16 protein-coding genes are annotated in these 18,216 nt (G+C 44.6%); 8 read left to right on the top strand and 8 right to left on the bottom strand.

From position 1 onward, the window contains the following. Positions 1-27: 27 nt before the first annotated feature. Positions 28-756: a DNA polymerase III subunit epsilon gene (dnaQ, locus tag DN599_RS12680; protein WP_110457959.1), complete on the bottom strand. Its 729-nt coding sequence runs from the start codon at positions 754-756 to the stop codon at positions 28-30. Between the two features lie 68 nt (positions 757-824). On the opposite strand from dnaQ, the gene rnhA reads away from it, so the two are divergent. Then, on the top strand, positions 825-1,304 hold the full coding sequence (rnhA, locus tag DN599_RS12685; RefSeq protein ID WP_110457960.1) for a ribonuclease HI: 480 nt from the start codon (positions 825-827) through the stop codon (positions 1,302-1,304). Between the two features lie 13 nt (positions 1,305-1,317). On the opposite strand, the gene DN599_RS12690 is transcribed toward rnhA, so the two are convergent. Next, the gene (locus DN599_RS12690) at positions 1,318-2,214 is read right to left on the bottom strand and encodes a LysR substrate-binding domain-containing protein (RefSeq protein WP_110457961.1); all 897 of its coding nucleotides are present in this window, start codon (positions 2,212-2,214) and stop codon (positions 1,318-1,320) included. A 4-nt stretch (positions 2,215-2,218) separates the two neighbouring features. Next, positions 2,219-2,956 (bottom strand): methyltransferase domain-containing protein, encoded by a 738-nt coding sequence (locus DN599_RS12695; RefSeq protein ID WP_110457962.1) that lies wholly within the window; start codon positions 2,954-2,956, stop codon positions 2,219-2,221. 172 nt (positions 2,957-3,128) lie between these two features. On the opposite strand from DN599_RS12695, the gene gloB reads away from it, so the two are divergent. Both gloB and DN599_RS12705 read left to right on the top strand, forming a co-directional pair. Next, positions 3,129-3,908, top strand: a complete 780-nt coding sequence (gene gloB / locus DN599_RS12700) for a hydroxyacylglutathione hydrolase (protein ID WP_110457963.1) — start codon at positions 3,129-3,131, stop codon at positions 3,906-3,908. 89 nt (positions 3,909-3,997) lie between these two features. Next, on the top strand, positions 3,998-5,536 hold the full coding sequence (locus DN599_RS12705; protein ID WP_110457964.1) for a LysM peptidoglycan-binding domain-containing protein: 1,539 nt from the start codon (positions 3,998-4,000) through the stop codon (positions 5,534-5,536). 200 nt (positions 5,537-5,736) lie between these two features. Here DN599_RS12705 and DN599_RS12710 read toward each other — a convergent pair whose 3' ends face one another. From DN599_RS12710 to DN599_RS12720, 3 genes are read right to left on the bottom strand one after another with little or no spacing between them, the layout of a single operon-like run. Then, positions 5,737-6,336 (bottom strand): BsuPI-related putative proteinase inhibitor, encoded by a 600-nt coding sequence (locus DN599_RS12710; protein ID WP_110457965.1) that lies wholly within the window; start codon positions 6,334-6,336, stop codon positions 5,737-5,739. Then, a complete protein-coding gene (locus DN599_RS12715; RefSeq protein ID WP_110457966.1) occupies positions 6,336-8,162 on the bottom strand; it encodes an AsmA family protein in 1,827 nt (608 codons plus the stop codon). Before DN599_RS12715 ends, DN599_RS12710 begins: the two co-directional genes overlap by 1 nt. A gap of 39 nt (positions 8,163-8,201) precedes the next feature. Beyond that, positions 8,202-8,696 (bottom strand): putative 4-hydroxy-4-methyl-2-oxoglutarate aldolase, encoded by a 495-nt coding sequence (locus tag DN599_RS12720; RefSeq protein WP_110457967.1) that lies wholly within the window; start codon positions 8,694-8,696, stop codon positions 8,202-8,204. Positions 8,697-8,899: 203 nt separating this feature from the next. Here DN599_RS12720 and DN599_RS12725 point away from each other — a divergent pair, with 203 nt between their 5' ends. The 3 genes from DN599_RS12725 (at position 8,900) to DN599_RS12735 (ending at position 12,462) form a co-directional block, all read left to right on the top strand. After that, positions 8,900-9,214 (top strand): hypothetical protein, encoded by a 315-nt coding sequence (locus DN599_RS12725; RefSeq protein ID WP_110457968.1) that lies wholly within the window; start codon positions 8,900-8,902, stop codon positions 9,212-9,214. A 904-nt stretch (positions 9,215-10,118) separates the two neighbouring features. After that, on the top strand, positions 10,119-11,096 hold the full coding sequence (locus tag DN599_RS12730) for an ABC transporter substrate-binding protein (protein ID WP_110457969.1): 978 nt from the start codon (positions 10,119-10,121) through the stop codon (positions 11,094-11,096). Between the two features lie 16 nt (positions 11,097-11,112). Beyond that, positions 11,113-12,462 (top strand): sensor domain-containing diguanylate cyclase, encoded by a 1,350-nt coding sequence (locus DN599_RS12735; protein WP_110457970.1) that lies wholly within the window; start codon positions 11,113-11,115, stop codon positions 12,460-12,462. A 38-nt stretch (positions 12,463-12,500) separates the two neighbouring features. Here DN599_RS12735 and msrQ read toward each other — a convergent pair whose 3' ends face one another. Next, a complete protein-coding gene (gene msrQ, locus DN599_RS12740) occupies positions 12,501-13,118 on the bottom strand; it encodes a protein-methionine-sulfoxide reductase heme-binding subunit MsrQ (RefSeq protein ID WP_110457971.1) in 618 nt (205 codons plus the stop codon). Between the two features lie 139 nt (positions 13,119-13,257). Next, positions 13,258-14,289: a protein-methionine-sulfoxide reductase catalytic subunit MsrP gene (gene msrP, locus DN599_RS12745; protein WP_420820867.1), complete on the bottom strand. Its 1,032-nt coding sequence runs from the start codon at positions 14,287-14,289 to the stop codon at positions 13,258-13,260. Between the two features lie 169 nt (positions 14,290-14,458). On the opposite strand from msrP, the gene rmuC reads away from it, so the two are divergent. Both rmuC and DN599_RS12755 read left to right on the top strand, forming a co-directional pair. Next, positions 14,459-15,964, top strand: a complete 1,506-nt coding sequence (gene rmuC, locus DN599_RS12750) for a DNA recombination protein RmuC (protein ID WP_110457973.1) — start codon at positions 14,459-14,461, stop codon at positions 15,962-15,964. A gap of 199 nt (positions 15,965-16,163) precedes the next feature. Continuing rightward, on the top strand, positions 16,164-18,095 hold the full coding sequence (locus DN599_RS12755) for a transglycosylase SLT domain-containing protein (protein ID WP_110458176.1): 1,932 nt from the start codon (positions 16,164-16,166) through the stop codon (positions 18,093-18,095). Positions 18,096-18,216: the final 121 nt, after the last annotated feature.

Genomic DNA, 18,216 nt, shown 5'->3' on the forward strand with positions numbered 1-18,216 from the left:
ATTAACCAATTTTTCATAGGATGACGCTTATCCTCGCCAAATACATTGCCCTGATTTTTCAACTAAATCTAACCTTTGTTCATGCATAGTTAGTTCATCGGCCGCAGCGGCGATCACTTTAAGTTTTGCGCGATCAGGCGCTAAACGTTGGATCCCGCCACCTTCTTGGCCCAGTTTTTCATTGGACAACTCAAACTTAGTCTGACCACCCGTCATGATGAGGTAAACGTCGGCCAAAATCTCGGCATCGAGTAATGCGCCATGGAGATCACGGCGAGAGTTATCTATGCCATAACGTTTACATAATGCATCTAGGTTATTTTTTTGCCCTGGATGTAAAAACTTGGCCAGTTCGAGCGAATCGAGGATCTGACAAATATCGCTAGTCTTGGGCCCTTTTGGCTGTAATAACGAAAACTCATGATCCATAAAGCTAACGTCGAAGTTAGCGTTATGTGCCACGATTTCAGCGCCAGCAATAAAATCGATAAAGGATTGTGAGATTTGTGCAAATACTGGTTTATTGGCGACAAATTCATTGGTGATGCCGTGAACGGCTATCGCCTCTTCATCAATCGCCTGCATCGGATTGATATATTCATGGTAATGACGCCCCGTGAGCTTGCGGTTAATCACCTCAACACAACCAATTTCAATAATACGATGACCAAAATAAATGGCACCTGCACCTTGGTTCATACCGGTAGTTTCGGTATCGAGAATAACTTGGCGCTTTGCGCTAGAGATAAGATTCATGTTTAAGACCGCTTTTATCTAACATTTTTGGGTATACTGCCCAGATTATTCGCTATGGTAGCAACTTGATGACTGGACTGAAACAACTGTTAATCTTCACCGATGGATCTTGCTTAGGAAATCCCGGCCCCGGTGGGTATGGCGTGGTAATGAAATATAAGGCCCATGTGAAAGAACTTGCCGATGGTTTTGCCCTCACCACCAATAATCGCATGGAGCTACTGGCGCCGATCATCGCTCTAGAAGCACTGCATGAGCCATGCAATATTATCCTAACCAGCGACAGCCAGTACATGCGTCAAGGCATCACCCAATGGATCCACGGCTGGAAAAAACGCGGCTGGCTCACCGCCAGTAAACAGCCGGTAAAAAATATCGATTTGTGGCAACGCCTGGATACTGCCACTCAAGCTCACCAGATTGAGTGGCGCTGGGTTAAAGGCCACGCTGGGCACCTAGAAAACGAGCGCTGCGACTCTTTGGCACGTCTTGCCGCCGAAGCCAAACCCACGCAAATAGATAAGGGATATATCGAAAACGCCCAGTGATCAGCAACCTGCATCAAGGGGCGATTTTTAAAAACCGCTGACTAAAATGATCAAATGCATCACAAAGGGCACTCGGGTTACGGCTCTTGTGCCTAATGCGATAAAACTGCCGTGCTAGGGTCAACCCATTGACTTCAATCACCGCCAGCTCTTTACGATTTAGCTCTTTCTCTAATGTCAGCTCTGACAATACCGCGAGGCCTGCACCTTGTCTGACCGCTTGTTTAATCGCATCTGGGGTAGAAAAACTAAATTTTTCAATCGGCTGTAGATCGAGCATATTCGCCGCATTGATAAAATAATCGCGCGTCCCCGAGCCAGATTCACGCATCACCCAATGCTGTCCACGCACCTGCTCAGGTTCGACCTGCTGCCCAGCCAGTGGGTGCGCTGAATGACAAAATACCAAGAGTTTATCTTTATGCCATGCCTCGACCTTAATACGGCTGTCTAAACATTGCCCTTCGATAAAACCCACTTCAACGCTAAACTCCAATACCGCTTTGATTACTGCTTGAGTATTGGTGATATTGAGATCCACCATCGATGAGGTAAATTGCTGGCAAAACGCCACGGCACTTTTCGCCAACAAATAATTACCTATGGTCGAGCTGGCAGCCACATTTAAGGTTCCGCTCAAAGTGGCTTCTGGCGACGAAAAAAGTTGTTCAATTTGTTCAACTTTTTGTAAGGCTTCAGTCGCTAAGGGTAATAACAAACTGCCTTGAGCATTAAGGCGTAATCGATTTCCGACCCGTTCAAACAGGCGCGTATCGAGCTGCTTTTCCAGTTCGGCCAGTGCCATTGAGGTCGCTGGGGCCGACAAATTAACGAGCTCAGCGGCTCTTGCAACTTGACCACTGCGTGCAACTGCCTCAAAAATCATCAGCTGCTTTAAGGTGATTCTCATTTATTCACTCTTTATCATTATCATAAACCCGCAAAGGCCCATTACGGCCAGCGGTTGGTGCTGCCGACCAATTGGGTTGGCGCACTCGCTGACGATCGGCGATGGGAGTCAAAGGCGTTTCTAATTTACGCGCCACTAGAATGTACACGGCGCCGCTACCAGGCAACCAGGCCTGCAGAGCGTGCTGCCAAATGCTTTCATCTGTGATATCTGTCATCAAATGGTGATAGGCTAGGCGCTCATCACCGACCACTTGGTAACCCAGCAATCCCAGCCAGTCTTTTACCCGCGCTGGAGTAAAAAATCGGCCAGACCAAGGCAGCCGCTCTTGATAACGGGGCAGTATTTTCCCCAAAATAGCCGGACTTAACGGGTTAAAACCGACAATAAACAGATAGCCACCTGAAATTAATACACGATCGGTTTCGCGCAGCACGCTGTAAGGGTTAGTTTCAAAGTCGAGTAAAAAACTGCACACCGCTGCATCAATAACCCCATTTTGGATCGGTAATTCACTGTAATGACCAGTCAGCGATGCCTTGCCCTCGGGCGCGATAGAAAATGTTTTGCCAACGGGTAAATTGGGTTTATCTATCCCGGCGCTAAGTGGACCGAGGTTGAGCAGATGATAGCCAAACACTTTAGGCCACCATGGCGCCAGCTTCTCTTCAATGGCTTCTTGCAACCATTGACCATTTGGCAGATCTTGCCATCGCTGTGGTTTACTGGCCGTTATAAACACAATGCGCTCCCATTTTGCAACAAGTGGTATCGATAGGGTAAGTCTTGCCGTTTTATTAAATGCGATGTTTAAAAATCAATATTTTGTATTAAATCGTTAAAGGGCTATACACGCAATAGCCTCGCTCATTAAACTACTCAAGCTGACACACTTTTTTGAGGCACCCATTATTATGATCTCTGTTACTCCTATTTTAGCTTTTAACGACAACTATATATGGCTGATCAAATCGCCAGACTCACGCCATTGCTATGTGGTCGACCCTGGGGATGCCCAGCCTGTTATCGCGTATTTAACCGAGCATCAACTTGAATTAACAGGTATTTTGATCACTCATCATCACCATGATCATACTGGCGGTATTGCTCAATTACAGCAACACTTTAACCAGATGTTGAAGGTTTATGGCCCCGCAAGCGAAAACATCGCGGGCATAACTGACAACATCACTCAAGCCACTAGCGCGATCACCTTAGAGGGCGTTAATACACCGGTGGCAATTTTTCACTTACCGGGACACACTTTAGGGCACATCGCCTACCATATAGGTTCGCACCTGTTCTGCGGTGACACCTTATTCAGCGGCGGGTGTGGTCGGTTATTTGAAGGCACACCTGAGCAGATGCTCAGTTCGTTAACCTTACTCGCTCAGCTCGATGGCGACACCCTTGTCTATCCGGCCCATGAATATACATTGGCTAATTTACGCTTTGCCTTGACGGTTGACCCAAGCAATATTGCGTTACAAACCTATGTTCAACAAGCACAGCAATATCGAGCAGTAAATCGCCCCACATTACCCACCACTATCGCCCATGAAAAGGCTATAAACCCCTTTTTACGTGCCGACGCCCCCAAGATACAGCAATCTCTCAACAAGCAATTTCAACAACCTATCCAGGATAAAACCATCAGTTTCACGCTTCTTAGGCAATGGAAAGACAACTTCTAGGAAATCATTTACAATAACGCGCTAATTAAGTCCCCCCCCTACTCATCCGAGGTACGATACTGGGACATATCTGTAAGGAATAATGTTTAATGCGCTTACCACTTGTCCTGATGGCGGCAGGGTTCTCCCTGCTTGCTGGTTGTCAGCACTTAACCGTACAACCCGTAACACCGCTACCATCACAGGTCGAAACGCCTGCAACCCCGCTGGTGAATCTCGCCGAAGAGCAACCTGAGCCTGTCGTGGTCACCGATGTCTGGCAACGGATCCGCTTAGGGCTCACCATGCCGGTGCCAGATCAAAAACTGGTTAATCAATATCGCGATTGGTATATCAAGCATCCACAACACCTAGCTCGCGTCTCTGAGCGTGCTGAACCCTTTATGTACTTGATTGTTGAAGAAATCGAAAAGCGTAACTTGCCTATTGAGCTCGCCTTATTGCCAATAGTGGAAAGTGCGTTTGACCCCTTTGCCTATTCCCATGGCGCCGCATCTGGCCTATGGCAATTTACCTCGCCAATGGCTAAATATTTTGGCTTAGAGATGAACTGGTGGTACGACGGCCGACGTGATGTGCCAGCAGCGACTACTGCGGCACTCGATATGATGGAATACCTGTACCAAAAAACTCATCAAAATTGGTTATACGCCATCGCGGCCTATAACACTGGCGAGGGTCGAGTGCTTAATGCCATTAAGCGCAATCAACGTAAAGGAATATCCAGTGACTTCTGGTCGCTTGATTTACCGCGTGAAACCGAACGTTATGTGCCACAGTTAATCGCCTTAGCCGATGTCATTAACAACGCCGAAGCATACGGCATTGAACTACACCCAATCCCCAACCAACCACAACTTAAAGTGGTTGAAATAGGTAGCCAAATCGACTTGGCACTGGCGGCGAAAATGGCAGATATGACACTTAATGAACTGCATTCGCTTAACCCAGGTTTTAACCAATGGGCCACTGCGCCACAAGGGCCACACAAATTAGTGTTGCCAATCGATAAAGCCGAAGCCTTTGAAATAGTGCTTTCCCAAAGTGAAGCCACAGATCGGCTTTCATGGCAACGCTATAAGATAAAATCAGGAGACAGCTTAGGCAAGATAGCCGAGCGCTACAACACCACACCAGCGGCATTGCGCGCCGTTAACGATATGCAAAACAATACGATCATTGCTGGTAAACATCTGTTGATCCCCGTCGCGGCGAAAGATCCCTCGCAATACTTATTGTCGGCAGATCAGCGCTTGCAACAACAGCAATCTCGCAGTGGTAAAGGGATCAAGCTTAACTATACCGTTAAACCTGGTGACTCTTTTTGGAAAATTGCCAAAGCCCACAAAGTTAAGGTATCAAGCCTCGCCAAGTGGAATGCGATGACACCAAAAGATCCATTAAAATTGGGTAAAACCTTAGTCATTTGGCAACAAAGTAATAAAAGCAGTGTTACTCGTACCGTCAACTATATCGTTCGCAGTGGCGATTCATTGGCCAAAATTGCCGCTAAATTTAAAGTACAAGTTAATCAATTAGTGCAGTGGAATAATCTCTCTGGGAAAAAGTATTTACAGCCAGGCCAAAAGTTAACTGTGCATGTTGATGTCACCCGCTCCAGAGCCTAATTAAACAAAATAATGCATACAAAAAAGCGATGCCTTAGGCATCGCTTTTTTACTTTATCAAGCTTAATGACCCACTTGATTGTCTGGTTACCGTGAGTCTTGACTTACTATTCTTAAATTAGCATCTAGCATCACGAATAACCTAAGTGCACTACATCTAATGCTTCACATCTGAGCATAAATCAACTAAGGCTTAAACCCTATCGAGTTAATGGTGCGCTAATATCCACCAATGCCACCTGTTGTTCGCTCGATTCGGTGGCGACACCATCATAACGTGCTAGAAGCATCGCATCTGCTGGAAATGCCACTAACTGCGACTCTGGGATCATAAAATTAACCTTAACCTGCTGATGTGGCGCAATAACGACATCTCTTAACGCTTGAGTAAACATCATCTCATCAGACCATGCCCACAAGCGTTTACCATCGGCATCGACAACCCATAGATCCGCCGTCATCCCTGAACGATATTGAATTGGCACGCCATAATCATTGGGGTTACTCACCGTTAGGGTCACTTTAAGGCCTTTATCGACTAACGATGACGTCAATTCACCTTTAAATAAACTCTTTTGCGGCATTTGAGGATCCATTGGTCGCTCAGTTGTGGGGTGGTCAATCGCCTTGCGATCGGCAAACGGAGACTGGCCTTTCACTACGTTGACACTGTCACTGTTTGCCTGCTCGATTGCACGTACCTCTGTAGAGACGGCAGCTGGTTTAACAGGCTGTTCAGCATAAGTGCAGCCCGTAATAAAGAGTAACAAGGACAAAGATGTGACCGAAGTCTTCAGCATTAGGATCCTCCTAGCTTTTTAAGCAGTTCATCTTTGAGCTTGTCTTTCGCTTTATCGGTTTCTTGTTTTAATTTGGCATCAAACAAGGCCGCCGTATCAAGTTTAAATTCCGGCTCGCTCATGGTTCCGGTAATCGCAAAAGGAATTTCGACACCATATAAGGCATCACGTTCATTCCCACCTTGACCTTTAAGAGAGCCGACCACAGATGTCGTCAACTTATAATCTAGCGCTTGGGTAATAATATTGGCATCACCTTGACCACCGAGACGAATAAGGGGTGAGGCCATCGCCAGGTCAGGGTTATTGAACACCCCTTTTGCCAAGGAGAAACTCCCCGTTAGGCTGGTGAAGTCGGTTTTTTTCTCACCTGTCGATGTGGCATTGAGATCGCCGCTCAACTTTGCTTTAGCATCACGCAGCATCTGCGGAATATTCACTCCATAGAGCGCACCGTCGGTCACACTAAATTGACCTTTAGCCATTAGATTACGTTTAATATTGTCACTAATTAAACTTTGTCCGTTACCCGTAATATTAAAGTTGGCGGTACCCGCTAATAAATCAACCTCGGCAGCGTCGGTCAATAACGGCAGTACTTTCACGCCAGAGATCTTACTGTCAAAACGATAGTTGGCCACCGCTTGACGTCCATCTAGACGTGCCGATGAGGTTAAGGTGCCTTGATAAAGCTCAGCCGATAGCTGCTTAACATCTAATACCCCCTCTTTTAATACCAGCTTCATTAGCCAATTATTGGTGGTCAAATTATTAACCACAATCGATTTGATACTCAAATCTAAGGCTAAGTTAACCGCTTTTAGGCCAGTAAGATCGGGCTCCTCTTGCTTAGTCTCTGTTGCTTGAGTCGCCTCAGTAGCTTCAGCCGCTTCACTCTTAGGTAGCAAGTTATCTAGGTTAATATCATCAAATGCCAGTGACGCAATGACATTAGGCACCGCTGCACCATAATGAATATCGAATTTACCGCTCGCGGTAATTGAGTCGATTGCTAAGCGCTCAAGCATAAGCGCGACTCGTTGATCTTGGGTATTGACCGTCACTTGAGTCCTTAAATCAACGGTCATTGCTTTATTGGGGATACCTTCGCCTTTGATGGTATTGCTGATGGCAAAATCACTTAAGCTAATCTGCTTAAGATCCTCAGACACTGTTAATTGACCAATCCCTTCGCTAACGAGTTTCACATCAGGCATACTGGCACTAAACTTATAGGACAAATCGGCTAACTGCCCTAATGAAAACACACCTAAATTAAGCTCATCAAGGCTGAAGACCTGAACCTTACCACTTGCCTCATCATATAAATTAATTTGAGTATTGGTAATCGCGATGCCACCAATATTAAGACGACTCAGTTGCACATTGGCTGGAGCCTGTTCGTTGACCGCATCATCGGCTTGCTTATTCTTAGTCGAAGTTAAACCATCAAAACTGCTACGACCATCTTTGTAGGTATCAAGGTTAACGGTTAAACCGTCTAAATTCAGCTGCGCGATATCCACCTCTTTACTGAGCAAGGGCAATAGTGCAACCTCAGCCACAATGCCATCAACACTGACCATGGTTGAGTGTTCAAACCCTTGCGGATTAGACAGCGTAATATCACCCAAAGAAATACCTATGGCAGGGAAAAAGGTCCAGCTTAAATCTTGATTGATGAGTAAATCCCGCCCCGTTTGTTTTTTTACCGCATCGACAATTTGCGGCTTAAAATCATTAGGGTCAAATATCACGGTTAAATATAGGGCCAGTGCAATAAATAATGTAACGACAGCAAGTAGCAACCATTTAATAAATTTCATAACAGGTTCCATCTGGTGAATGAATAGACAGCGATACGCTTAACACTCTAGAGGTAATTCGAGTCGTTTTAACGACACCGCAATACCATTATCATCGGCGTATAGCATCATGCCAGGTTTAATTATAACGCGGTCTATCTCTAATGGGACATTAACATCCCCTATGTCGCGTTTATCCGTTTTTATCGGATTAGCTCCTAATGCCTGGATCCCTATCGGCATCTGTTTCAATGCCGCCACATCACGAACATATCCATTAATGACAATGCCACTCCAGCCGTTATCGACTGCACTTTGGGCTATCATATCCCCCAATAACGCACGTCTTGTGGATGCACCACCATCAACTACTAATATTTTCCCCTCACCGCCTTGGGCTAATATCTGTTTAACTTTTGAGTTATCCTCAAAACATTTAACGGTCACCACCTCACCCCAAAATATGGATTTTTGACCAAATTGTCGATAATGAGGTGAAAGTAATGATAAATCCGACTCATAAAGGTCGAAAAGATCGGGCAGTAGGTCAAGCATATACGCCTCCGTGCATCAATAAAATGAATAAGTTACTATAGCAAGGCAAGATTAAAATGAACATGAGATAAATTTACAATAAGTGGTTTTAGAAAACCTATTCTCAATCTATAATTAGTCGCAGATCCTATCTCTGTGCCATATTCAGTTATAGGATTGTAGAGAAATTGATTTTACTTTCCTATCGACCTACTTGAGATAACATGACTGATAATTTTGATTTACAAGATGCCATCTCGGCTCTCGACGAATACGGCTACGAAAAGAAGCAAACTAGCGGATTGGAGAACGCTCGTAATGCTAACCAAATGGAAACGTACCTTAAATCGCTTAATTATAATTTACGCCGGTTAACCACGTTACAAACAGTGGTCAATAAATTGGTCGATGAAGAAGAATATAAGCAGGCACAAACAGAAAACATCCAAACTTATAAATCCAAAATCATTAATCTATCACGTCAATACGACCTCTCATTTGATGATGTTATAGAGATTATGCGCCAGCAGAAGAGTTAACTATGCTCTCAATCCGCAATCATCACGGTAATTAACATAACCGTGATGCGAATGCATGCAACATACTAACTGATGCCTTGCTAAGGTAAAAATGACTAAAACCTAAGAGGACCCAATTACTCAGAGTCGTGACATTAAGAGCACTGAATAAGTGTACTAAATAAGAGTACTAAATAAGAGTACTAAAAATGAGCTTACTAAATTGCCAAACTGCAATTCTGCTTAAATTGCCAAACTGCAATTCTGCTAATAACCTAATTAATAATTGTTATTATGTTAATGCTCATTATGGTTACCTACGATTATTCACCATTCATCCCAGTTATTACTATTATGTCCAGCTCTCGATCTCATCTGAGTCGCCTCTTCCTTACCCCATACATGAAATGCTATGAGAATCGCATATCAATAAGTCTGTCACCATGATAGTAAGCCCGCTTAAAACCATAATAAAACGCCCTATTGCCAGCACATAAAGTACGTATCGATTAAGTCCTATCCACACTAGACAATATGCCTATTACATTTGGTAAATCGTTATGTTTGTGGCACAGGGCACTGCGGCATTTCCCCATCCATTGATGCCACCCATTATGTTGTGTTGTGTTATCTGCTTAATTAAGGTTAATGGCTAATCAATTTTGCAAGGCCATGACTGATCATCAGTGCATCGACTACTTCATACAAAGGTCTATCGCCAGGGCTGTTTATCGCCCGCCTCGACTCAAGCGTTAAACACCAGTGAGATATTTTTTACCCCTTTAGTTAAACCTAACTACACTTACTTGGATTAACGGTGATATCGATCCGTTGTGATACGGCGACGCAACATTACCACTGAGCGCTTAAATAATAAAAACATCGCCATAATAATATTCGATAATATAAAGGTTGAGACTGCAATATGAAGCCAACAGGAATAATTATAGCGTTAGCACTTTTCGTGGGCATTACCCTACCTTTGTTCTTATCCAACACCGCCCCATCACCTCAAATAACAACGATTCGAATCGCGATATCAACCACGCCCCTCAGTGCTCCTCTAATTATTGCCAAGCAACAAGGACTATTTAATCGCCATAATGTGAATGTCGAGTTGCAGCCCTTGCCTGGGGGGCACCTGTGTTTTGATGCCATGATAAATGGCGATGTAGATTTAGCCACCAGCTCTGAGTCTGTGGTGATGTTTAATAGCTTTACGCGTCAGGATTTTCGTTTACTGGCTAGCTTTGCCGAATCCGATAACGACCTTAAACTGCTCACACTTCATACTGATAAAAATCGTAATATTGCTCAACTTAAACATAAAAAAGTCGGCATCGTAAAAGCCAGTGCCAGCGAGTTTTTTACCGATTCATTATTCATCGTCACAGGACAAGAGGATATAGAGTTCAAAAAAATCTACATGTCAGCCCAAGCGTTAGGTCCAGCTCTGTTAGCCAAAGAGGTTGATGCTATTGCCGTATGGGAACCCTATGGCTATCGACTATTTGAACAGGCTGGAGAGGATATTTATCAATATCCTAGTAAAGGCACCTATAATTTGTCGTTTAATTTAGTCAGTAACGAGATCAACAGCTCACTGCACTTTGAGCAACATGTGAATATTCTTAAAGCACTCAATGAAGCACAAGCATTTATTATCCAGTCACCAGAACTCGCCAAACAAATTGTTAGTGACTATCTCAATATGTCCATGGCCGCTGTTGAGTGGTCATGGAACGACTATATCTTTAGGTTATCGCTAAATAACTCTTTATTATCAATGCTGCAAACCCAAGCGCGCTGGGCTGTTGCCAGTGAAGCTGTATCAAAACAACCCTTACCAGACTTTAGGTTATACCTAAACGATGCAGCGCTGGTAAAGGCCATCAATCACTAGCGGAGCTTGTCGCAAAATGATGATCACGACACGATTAAAGTCTATGTTAGTCTTAAGTTTGTGCTTAACGACCCTGATTATTATCGTATTTGCTGGCTTAAAATTTTTACAACAACAAAGCCTAGATAAATTAACCTACATCACTGAACTCGATGAATCAGTTGAAGTTTTACGCAGCCGCTTGTGGGTATTGCAAGAGTTTCGAGATAGTGATGCTTTAATGCAAACCGAAGCGACTCTATTACAACTCAAAAAACAATTGACTATCGCTGAACCTATGCAGCCAAGCAACAATATCTACGTACTCAACCTACGCAGAATGGTCAATAACTTAAGCTCGCTATTGGCCATTGCTAGCGCTGATATTGTTTCGCAACCTCATCAAGGCATCACCTCAGCCAATGGCATGCTCACTGCCCGCTTTAATATCACCATACAAACCATGAGTGAAGAGCTGACTAAACTGCAACGACAAGTACTCGACCAATCAGCCAAGCAACAAGCTTTCATTTTGCTCATCGCGGTGATCGTATTACTCATAGGCTCAGTGGTATTAGTATTATTAACCATCTCAACCTTGAACAGTTTTAATCAAAGTTTACAAGGCTTAACCGCTGGCATTGTTCGCTTGACCCAAGGAGACTTAGGTAACGAGATTAAAATTAACAGTAAAAACGAGTTAGCAACCGTTATCCAACAATTTAACACCATGAGCAAACGGCTCTTTGAAACGACGGTAAAGAAAGATGCGCTTCAACAAGAGGTTTATGAACAAACAAAGCAACTTACATTGCAGACAGAACGATTAAAATATGTCGCAGAACATGATGACTTAACAGGGCTTTACTCGCGCAGTGCGTTTGAGCGCCAAATTGATACTGCCTTAGCAAGATGTCAACGAACTCACTCTTTAGCAGCAATGCTGTTTATTGACTTAGATAAGTTTAAGCAGGTTAATGATACCCTTGGCCATGATGTCGGCGACTGGGTATTAGTGACAGTTGCTAACCGTTTACAACATACCTTAAGGAGTTCAGATATATGTGGTCGTTTAGGTGGAGATGAATTTGTGGTCTGGCTTGAACCTATCAATGGGATAGACGAGATACAGATGGTCACAGAGAAAATAATTGACCACTTATCACCTACTATCCTCTATGAAGAAACAGAGGTCAACCTGACTGTAAGTATCGGCATTGCCGTATATCCTAACGATGACATTGGCCGACTACGCTTAATTAGAGTGGCTGATGAAAATATGTATTCGGCCAAAAAAGTCGCAGGCAATAGCTTTTGTTTTAGTCAGTTTGTCAGTAAAAAATTAATTAATCTTCACCTAGAATCATCCGATCGGCTTCAACCTTAATCCCCCTTTTTTATCTGCACCACGCGAAACAGCTAAGCCTAACTGGCTCGCACCTGAAAACGTTTTTTTAATTGACGCCAATTTAGCCTAACGAAAAGTAAAGCTCCAAACAGGATGAGATAGATACTCGGCTCAATAACCTCTGACTTCACCGACCAATAAAAATGAATCGGCGCTAATATCGCAATTAGATAAACCCCATTATGTAAGGTTTGCCAGCGGCGACCCATTTTGCGTTTCACGCGATTGACCGAGGTAATGGCCAATAACAACAGCAATACATACCCACTGGCTCCCACAAGAATATAGGGGCGCTTAACCACTTCACTGGCAAGTAATGACCACTCAAACAGTAAGTCTAAACTGATAAATGCACAGATATGCAGCGTTGCATAGGCAAATACATACAGCCCCAATAAACGGCGAGTTTGAATTAATACTCCGAGCTTAAAGCGTTTGGCAACGGGGCTGACTAATAACACCGCCACCAGTGCGTTTAATGCCCCCATCCCGGTAAAATGAATAATGTACTGTACTGGATCGCCACCCGCTCGCCCAGCCAATACCGTCCACACCAAATACCCTATAGGCAGCAGAGCCAGTAGATGAAATAACGACTTAATTGCCATCACATGGCTGGCTTTTAATCTCAACAAACAACCCTCCAGGATATATCACGGCTAACATTTGATGTTTAATATGCTTGCCAAGCCCTCACTGTGCTGTGCCATGACAAACAACCACCGAAGGGCTAAGCTATTGCATTACTAAGTCACAAAGTCGTAAGCTACAAAATTAATAGTACTGTTTTAAATCCATATTCTTATAGAGGTGGGCGACCTGCTCACCATATCCATTAAAGGGTAATGTGGCGATACGCGTCGCCGAGAAGAGCCCGCCTTCCCCAATACGCCGCTCAGTCGCTTGAGACCACCTTGGATGATCGACCGCGGGATTCACATTGGCAAAGAACCCATATTCATGGGATGCCAGCTGGTTCCAACTGGTTGGCGGTTGTTTATCCATCACCCGAATACGCACCACAGACTTAATGCTTTTAAAGCCGTATTTCCACGGCACCACTAAACGAATGGGCGCTCCATTTTGCGCTGGTAATGTTTTGCCGTAAAGACCAACCGCCATAAAGGTGAGCTCGTTCATCGCTTCATCTAAGCGTAATCCTTCGACGTAAGGGTAATGAATGCCGCCGCCCATTAAGCGGCTGCGTTGTCCCGGCATTTGATCAGGATCGAACAAGGTTTCAAATGCCACATGGGTCGCGCCCGCCTTAACCCCTGCCTTTTTCAGCAATGCCCCAAGCGAAAATCCAACCCAAGGGATCACCATAGACCAAGCTTCAACACAACGAAGCCGATAAATACGCTCCTCTAACGGCAACAAGCGTGTCAAATCATCGAGATCGAGCGTTAATGGTGTATCGACTAACCCCTCAATTTTCAACACCCAAGGGTCAACTTTAAACCCCTGTGCATTATCAATAGGATCGGTTTTACTGGTACCAAATTCATAAAAATTATTATGTGAGATCACCTTCTGCTCAGGGGTTAATACTTCCCCTTGGCCAAAGGCTGTATTTGGGCTAAAACTCAACGGACGCGTCACAAAGGGGGTCGAGGATCTTGTCTTACCGAACAAGTCAAAAATCCCCGCCTGCACCTGTCCAGGGATACTGGCGCCTATCGCGCCAAGGCCCAGTGCTTTAATAATGTTACGTCTGTCGTTAAACACCGCCTCGGGTGTCACATGAGCCGCTTTTTCATTCCAGCTTGGGCTAGCTGCACCTTTAATTGTTTTATTTATGGCCACCAGAAACCTCATCAATATGTGCGTTGTTATCCATTAGAAAGAGATATGCGCAAAAAAATTTCAATTAAACATATTTAACCACTATTTGTTAATCATTTAAGCGCAACATACTTGAACAGCACTGCAGCTCGTGAGAGGCTTATGGCATCGATAAAGACAGGTCTCCCTTATGCCAACAGCCATCCCATTCACTCTACCCGAACTCATTGTTTTAGCAGCAGTAGCATTCTTATCCCTATTGATTGGTGCATTACTCAATCAAAAATTAACCCGCAATAAATGGCAGGCAGTAAAACAACAATTAATCGATGAGCATACCCAAGAGATGCAACATCGTCAGCATGAGCTCGACTATATGCAAGCCAGTCTCGACGACAAACAAGATCAACACAATACGCTACAGCAAAAGTTAGACCATCAACTCAGCTTACTGGGTATGAGTCAAGCTCAGGCTCAGCGCGCCAGCGAACTGGAAGTGCAGCTGCAACAAGCTCAACGTAAACAACTTGAAACCCAGCTGGCATTATCAAAAGCCAATGCGATGCAGCAGACTCTCACGGTTAAATTTGAAACCGAGCAACAGGCACTGGAAGACAAGATAGCTCACCTAGATAAGTCAGAAGCACGATTAACGCAACAGTTTGAAAACCTAGCCAACAAAATTTTTGATGCTAAATCACTCAACTTGCAAAATCAAAGCGAACAACAGCTTTCAAATGTACTCTCCCCATTTAAACAGCAGCTTGAAGGATTTAGAAAGCAAGTTCAAGAATCCTATACGGTCGAACAGGCAGAGCGTAGTGCTTTTAACCATCAACTGGAATCGTTAAAAGCCCTCAATCTACAAATGAGTCAAGATGCAATCAATCTGACTAAAGCCTTAAAAGGCGATAATAAACAACAGGGTAATTGGGGCGAAGTGATCCTTGAACGAGTGTTGCAAGAAAGCGGCCTCCGCGAAGGACACGAATATGAGACTCAACAAGATCTTAAAAACGATCGAGGCCAGCGTTTTAAACCCGATGTGATCGTACACCTACCGGAAAATAAGGATGTGGTGATCGATGCAAAGATGTCTCTTGTGGCATATGAGCGCTACTTCAATAGCGACGATGAGCTAACTAAAGCTGCCGCCATTAAAGAACATTGCAACTCGATTCGAAATCACATCAAGGGATTAAGTCAAAAGGATTATCAACAGCTACACGGATTAACAAGCCTAGATTATGTGCTAATGTTTATTCCACTAGAGCCTGCATTTTTACTCGCGTTAGAGCATGAACCCGCGCTTATCAACTATGCTTTAGACAATAATATTATGCTGGTCAGCCCAACCAACTTACTGGTTGCCCTACGTACCATTAATAATATTTGGCGCTATGAGTATCAAAATCAAAATGCACAACGTATTGCTAAACAAGCGGGCAAAATATACGACAAATTATGTGGTTACCTTGAAGATATGGAACGTATTGGTCGTAGCATCGAATCATTAGACAAGAGCTATAATAACGCCATGGGTAAACTCAGTACGGGTAAAGGCAACCTGATTAGGCAAGCACACCAGATGCAGCAGCTTGGCGTAACCACCTCAAAACAGCTAGATAGCCAGCTACTCGATAAGGCGCTTGACGAACATTTAAGTGTCCCTAATGCCGAAATGAAGCTCAATTAATCTAAGATCCTAGCTGACATCAACAAGCACCAGCGTGGCATAGTTTGAATGATAGCAGTTAACCTTGATTAACAGTGACGAATAACAGTGACATGACATAGCACAGTGAGATAGAGCAGTGAGTGTTACATAGAGATTGTTAAACATAGCGGCTTGCTTGACCAAAATGGATAATTTAATTGTGATAGAGGTCATTAACATGTTTAAGAGGTTACGCCGACACGGTCCACGTCACTGTTACTCTCTTACCCTTGTCGCCGCGCTGCTCAGCGCGGCGGCTCATAGCACCACATTTACCCCACAACAACAGCAATACCTCGATGCTAGAGCGGCACTGGCAAAAGGTGATACTGGGCGCTACCTCGCCCTAAGACAAGGGTTAGAAGGTTATCCCTTAACCCCTTATTTAGACTTTCACGCCAAGCTGGAGGATATGCTCAAGTTACCAGCAGAGCAAGCACTGGGGCAACTCAAGCGATTTCAAGGTACACCACTGTACGCGACAGCCCGTTACCGTTATTTACTGGCTGCAGGTCAAGATAAACGCTGGCAAGATTTTCTAAAAATCTCACCCACAACACCACGTGATGTGGCTCTGCAATGCTATTTTTATCGGGCTAACTTGGCTCAACAACCTGAAACGGCTTATCAAGGCGCGCAGCAATTGTGGCTCTATGGTCGGTCCCGCCCTAAAGCCTGCGACCCACTGTTTCATGCGTGGGAAAAAGCCGGCTATCGCACCCAAGCATTAGTCTGGTCACGTATGTTACTCGCCTTCAATAGTGGTCAATATAGCTTGCTGCGCTACTTAGCCTCTAAGGTCAATAATCAAACCCAAGCGAAACAACTCTTGGCGGTGTATAAAGATCCGCAGCGTCTACGCCACACTCAAAAATTTATGACATCGGCGCCGATAAATGCTGACATTGTCGATGCAGGATTACGCCGCTTAGCCAAACAAGATCTACAGCAAAGCGTCAAGTTATACGTTACTTACCAGCAAGCGGGTCGTTTCAGTGAGCATCAAGGACGTAAACTCAGTCACTATTTGGTCAGACGCGCCCTGATAACTCAAGACCTTGAGCTGCAACCTTTTGTCGATAACCTGCTGCCCTTAATTGACAGTGACGACCTTAAAGAGCTGCGTTTACGCTGGGCGATACGAGATAAGGATCAGCAAAATATCGACCATTACTTACCTCATTTAAGTCGCGAAAAACAAGCCAAATCCCGTTGGCAATTTTGGGCAGCTAAACGCGCACTCAGCCAAGATGAAACAGTGGCTAACACTCTATTATCGACCTTGAGTCAGGAGCGAAATTTTTATGGTTTCAGCGCAGCTTATCTACTCAACACTCAAGTGCAGTTGCAACATCAGGCGACCGTTTTTGATGCTACTTTAGCCACCACATTAGCCAATGATCCTGGGCTTGCACGCGTGACCGAGTTATTAGCCTTAGATAAAACTATCGATGCCCGTGCCGAATGGGTGTTACTGCTTGGCAGGCACGATAAACCCTTACAGGCGCAATACGCATTGCTGGCAGAGCAAAACCAGTGGGATGATTTAGCGGTCCAAGCGACCATTCAAGGCAAACTATGGAACGACATGACGCTGCGTTTTCCGTTTGCGGCAAACCGCGCTTTTGAAACCGCTAGCCAACAAGCGAAAGTTGACATTGACGACTTAAGAGCCATTGCACGGCGAGAATCTGCTTTTTACCCTTATGCCACCTCGGGTGTCGGGGCCAGAGGCTTGATGCAACTCATGCCTGCAACCGCTAAAGAAACCGCCAATAAAAGTGGCCTCAAATACCTAGGTAGAAAAAGCCTCTATGACGTCCACTTTAACACCCAGCTGGGAAGTCGATATTATGCCAGCCTACTTGAGCGCTTCGATAATAACCGCGTGCTGGCGACCGCCGCGTATAACGCTGGCCCCCATAGAGTCACGCGCTGGCTCGACGAGAGTAATGGCCAATTGGATGTTATCGCCTTCATAGAGTCTATTCCCTTTCGCGAAACCCGCGAATACGTGCAAGCGGTGCTGAGCTATCGAGTGATATACCAAGTCAAACAGAACAAGCCTGTCGACCTGTTTTCGGCGCAAGAATGGCAGTTCAAATATTAAGTCATCACTAGAGCCTAAGGCGATGCAATGGCATCAATCATCGCATTATCATCTAAGCTGCATGTGTTGCTAGGTACCATCAAGCCTCGGGGCAAAGTGCAATATACAACAGTGCCCCCGG

The sequence above is a fragment of the Shewanella algidipiscicola genome, assembly GCF_900380485.1.
Lineage (GTDB): Bacteria > Pseudomonadota > Gammaproteobacteria > Enterobacterales > Shewanellaceae > Shewanella > Shewanella algidipiscicola.

Coding starts and splice junctions, on each gene's coding strand:
- DN599_RS12725 (WP_110457968.1), top strand. CDS start 8,900: ATGACTGATAATTTTGATTTACAAGATGCCATCTCGGCTCTCGACGAA.
- DN599_RS12710 (WP_110457965.1), bottom strand. CDS start 6,336: ATGCTGAAGACTTCGGTCACATCTTTGTCCTTGTTACTCTTTATTACG.
- dnaQ (WP_110457959.1), bottom strand. CDS start 756: ATGAATCTTATCTCTAGCGCAAAGCGCCAAGTTATTCTCGATACCGAA.
- DN599_RS12705 (WP_110457964.1), top strand. CDS start 3,998: ATGCGCTTACCACTTGTCCTGATGGCGGCAGGGTTCTCCCTGCTTGCT.
- gloB (WP_110457963.1), top strand. CDS start 3,129: ATGATCTCTGTTACTCCTATTTTAGCTTTTAACGACAACTATATATGG.
- DN599_RS12690 (WP_110457961.1), bottom strand. CDS start 2,214: ATGAGAATCACCTTAAAGCAGCTGATGATTTTTGAGGCAGTTGCACGC.
- DN599_RS12715 (WP_110457966.1), bottom strand. CDS start 8,162: ATGAAATTTATTAAATGGTTGCTACTTGCTGTCGTTACATTATTTATT.
- rnhA (WP_110457960.1), top strand. CDS start 825: ATGACTGGACTGAAACAACTGTTAATCTTCACCGATGGATCTTGCTTA.
- DN599_RS12755 (WP_110458176.1), top strand. CDS start 16,164: ATGTTTAAGAGGTTACGCCGACACGGTCCACGTCACTGTTACTCTCTT.
- rmuC (WP_110457973.1), top strand. CDS start 14,459: ATGCCAACAGCCATCCCATTCACTCTACCCGAACTCATTGTTTTAGCA.
- DN599_RS12735 (WP_110457970.1), top strand. CDS start 11,113: ATGATGATCACGACACGATTAAAGTCTATGTTAGTCTTAAGTTTGTGC.
- DN599_RS12730 (WP_110457969.1), top strand. CDS start 10,119: ATGAAGCCAACAGGAATAATTATAGCGTTAGCACTTTTCGTGGGCATT.
- DN599_RS12720 (WP_110457967.1), bottom strand. CDS start 8,696: ATGCTTGACCTACTGCCCGATCTTTTCGACCTTTATGAGTCGGATTTA.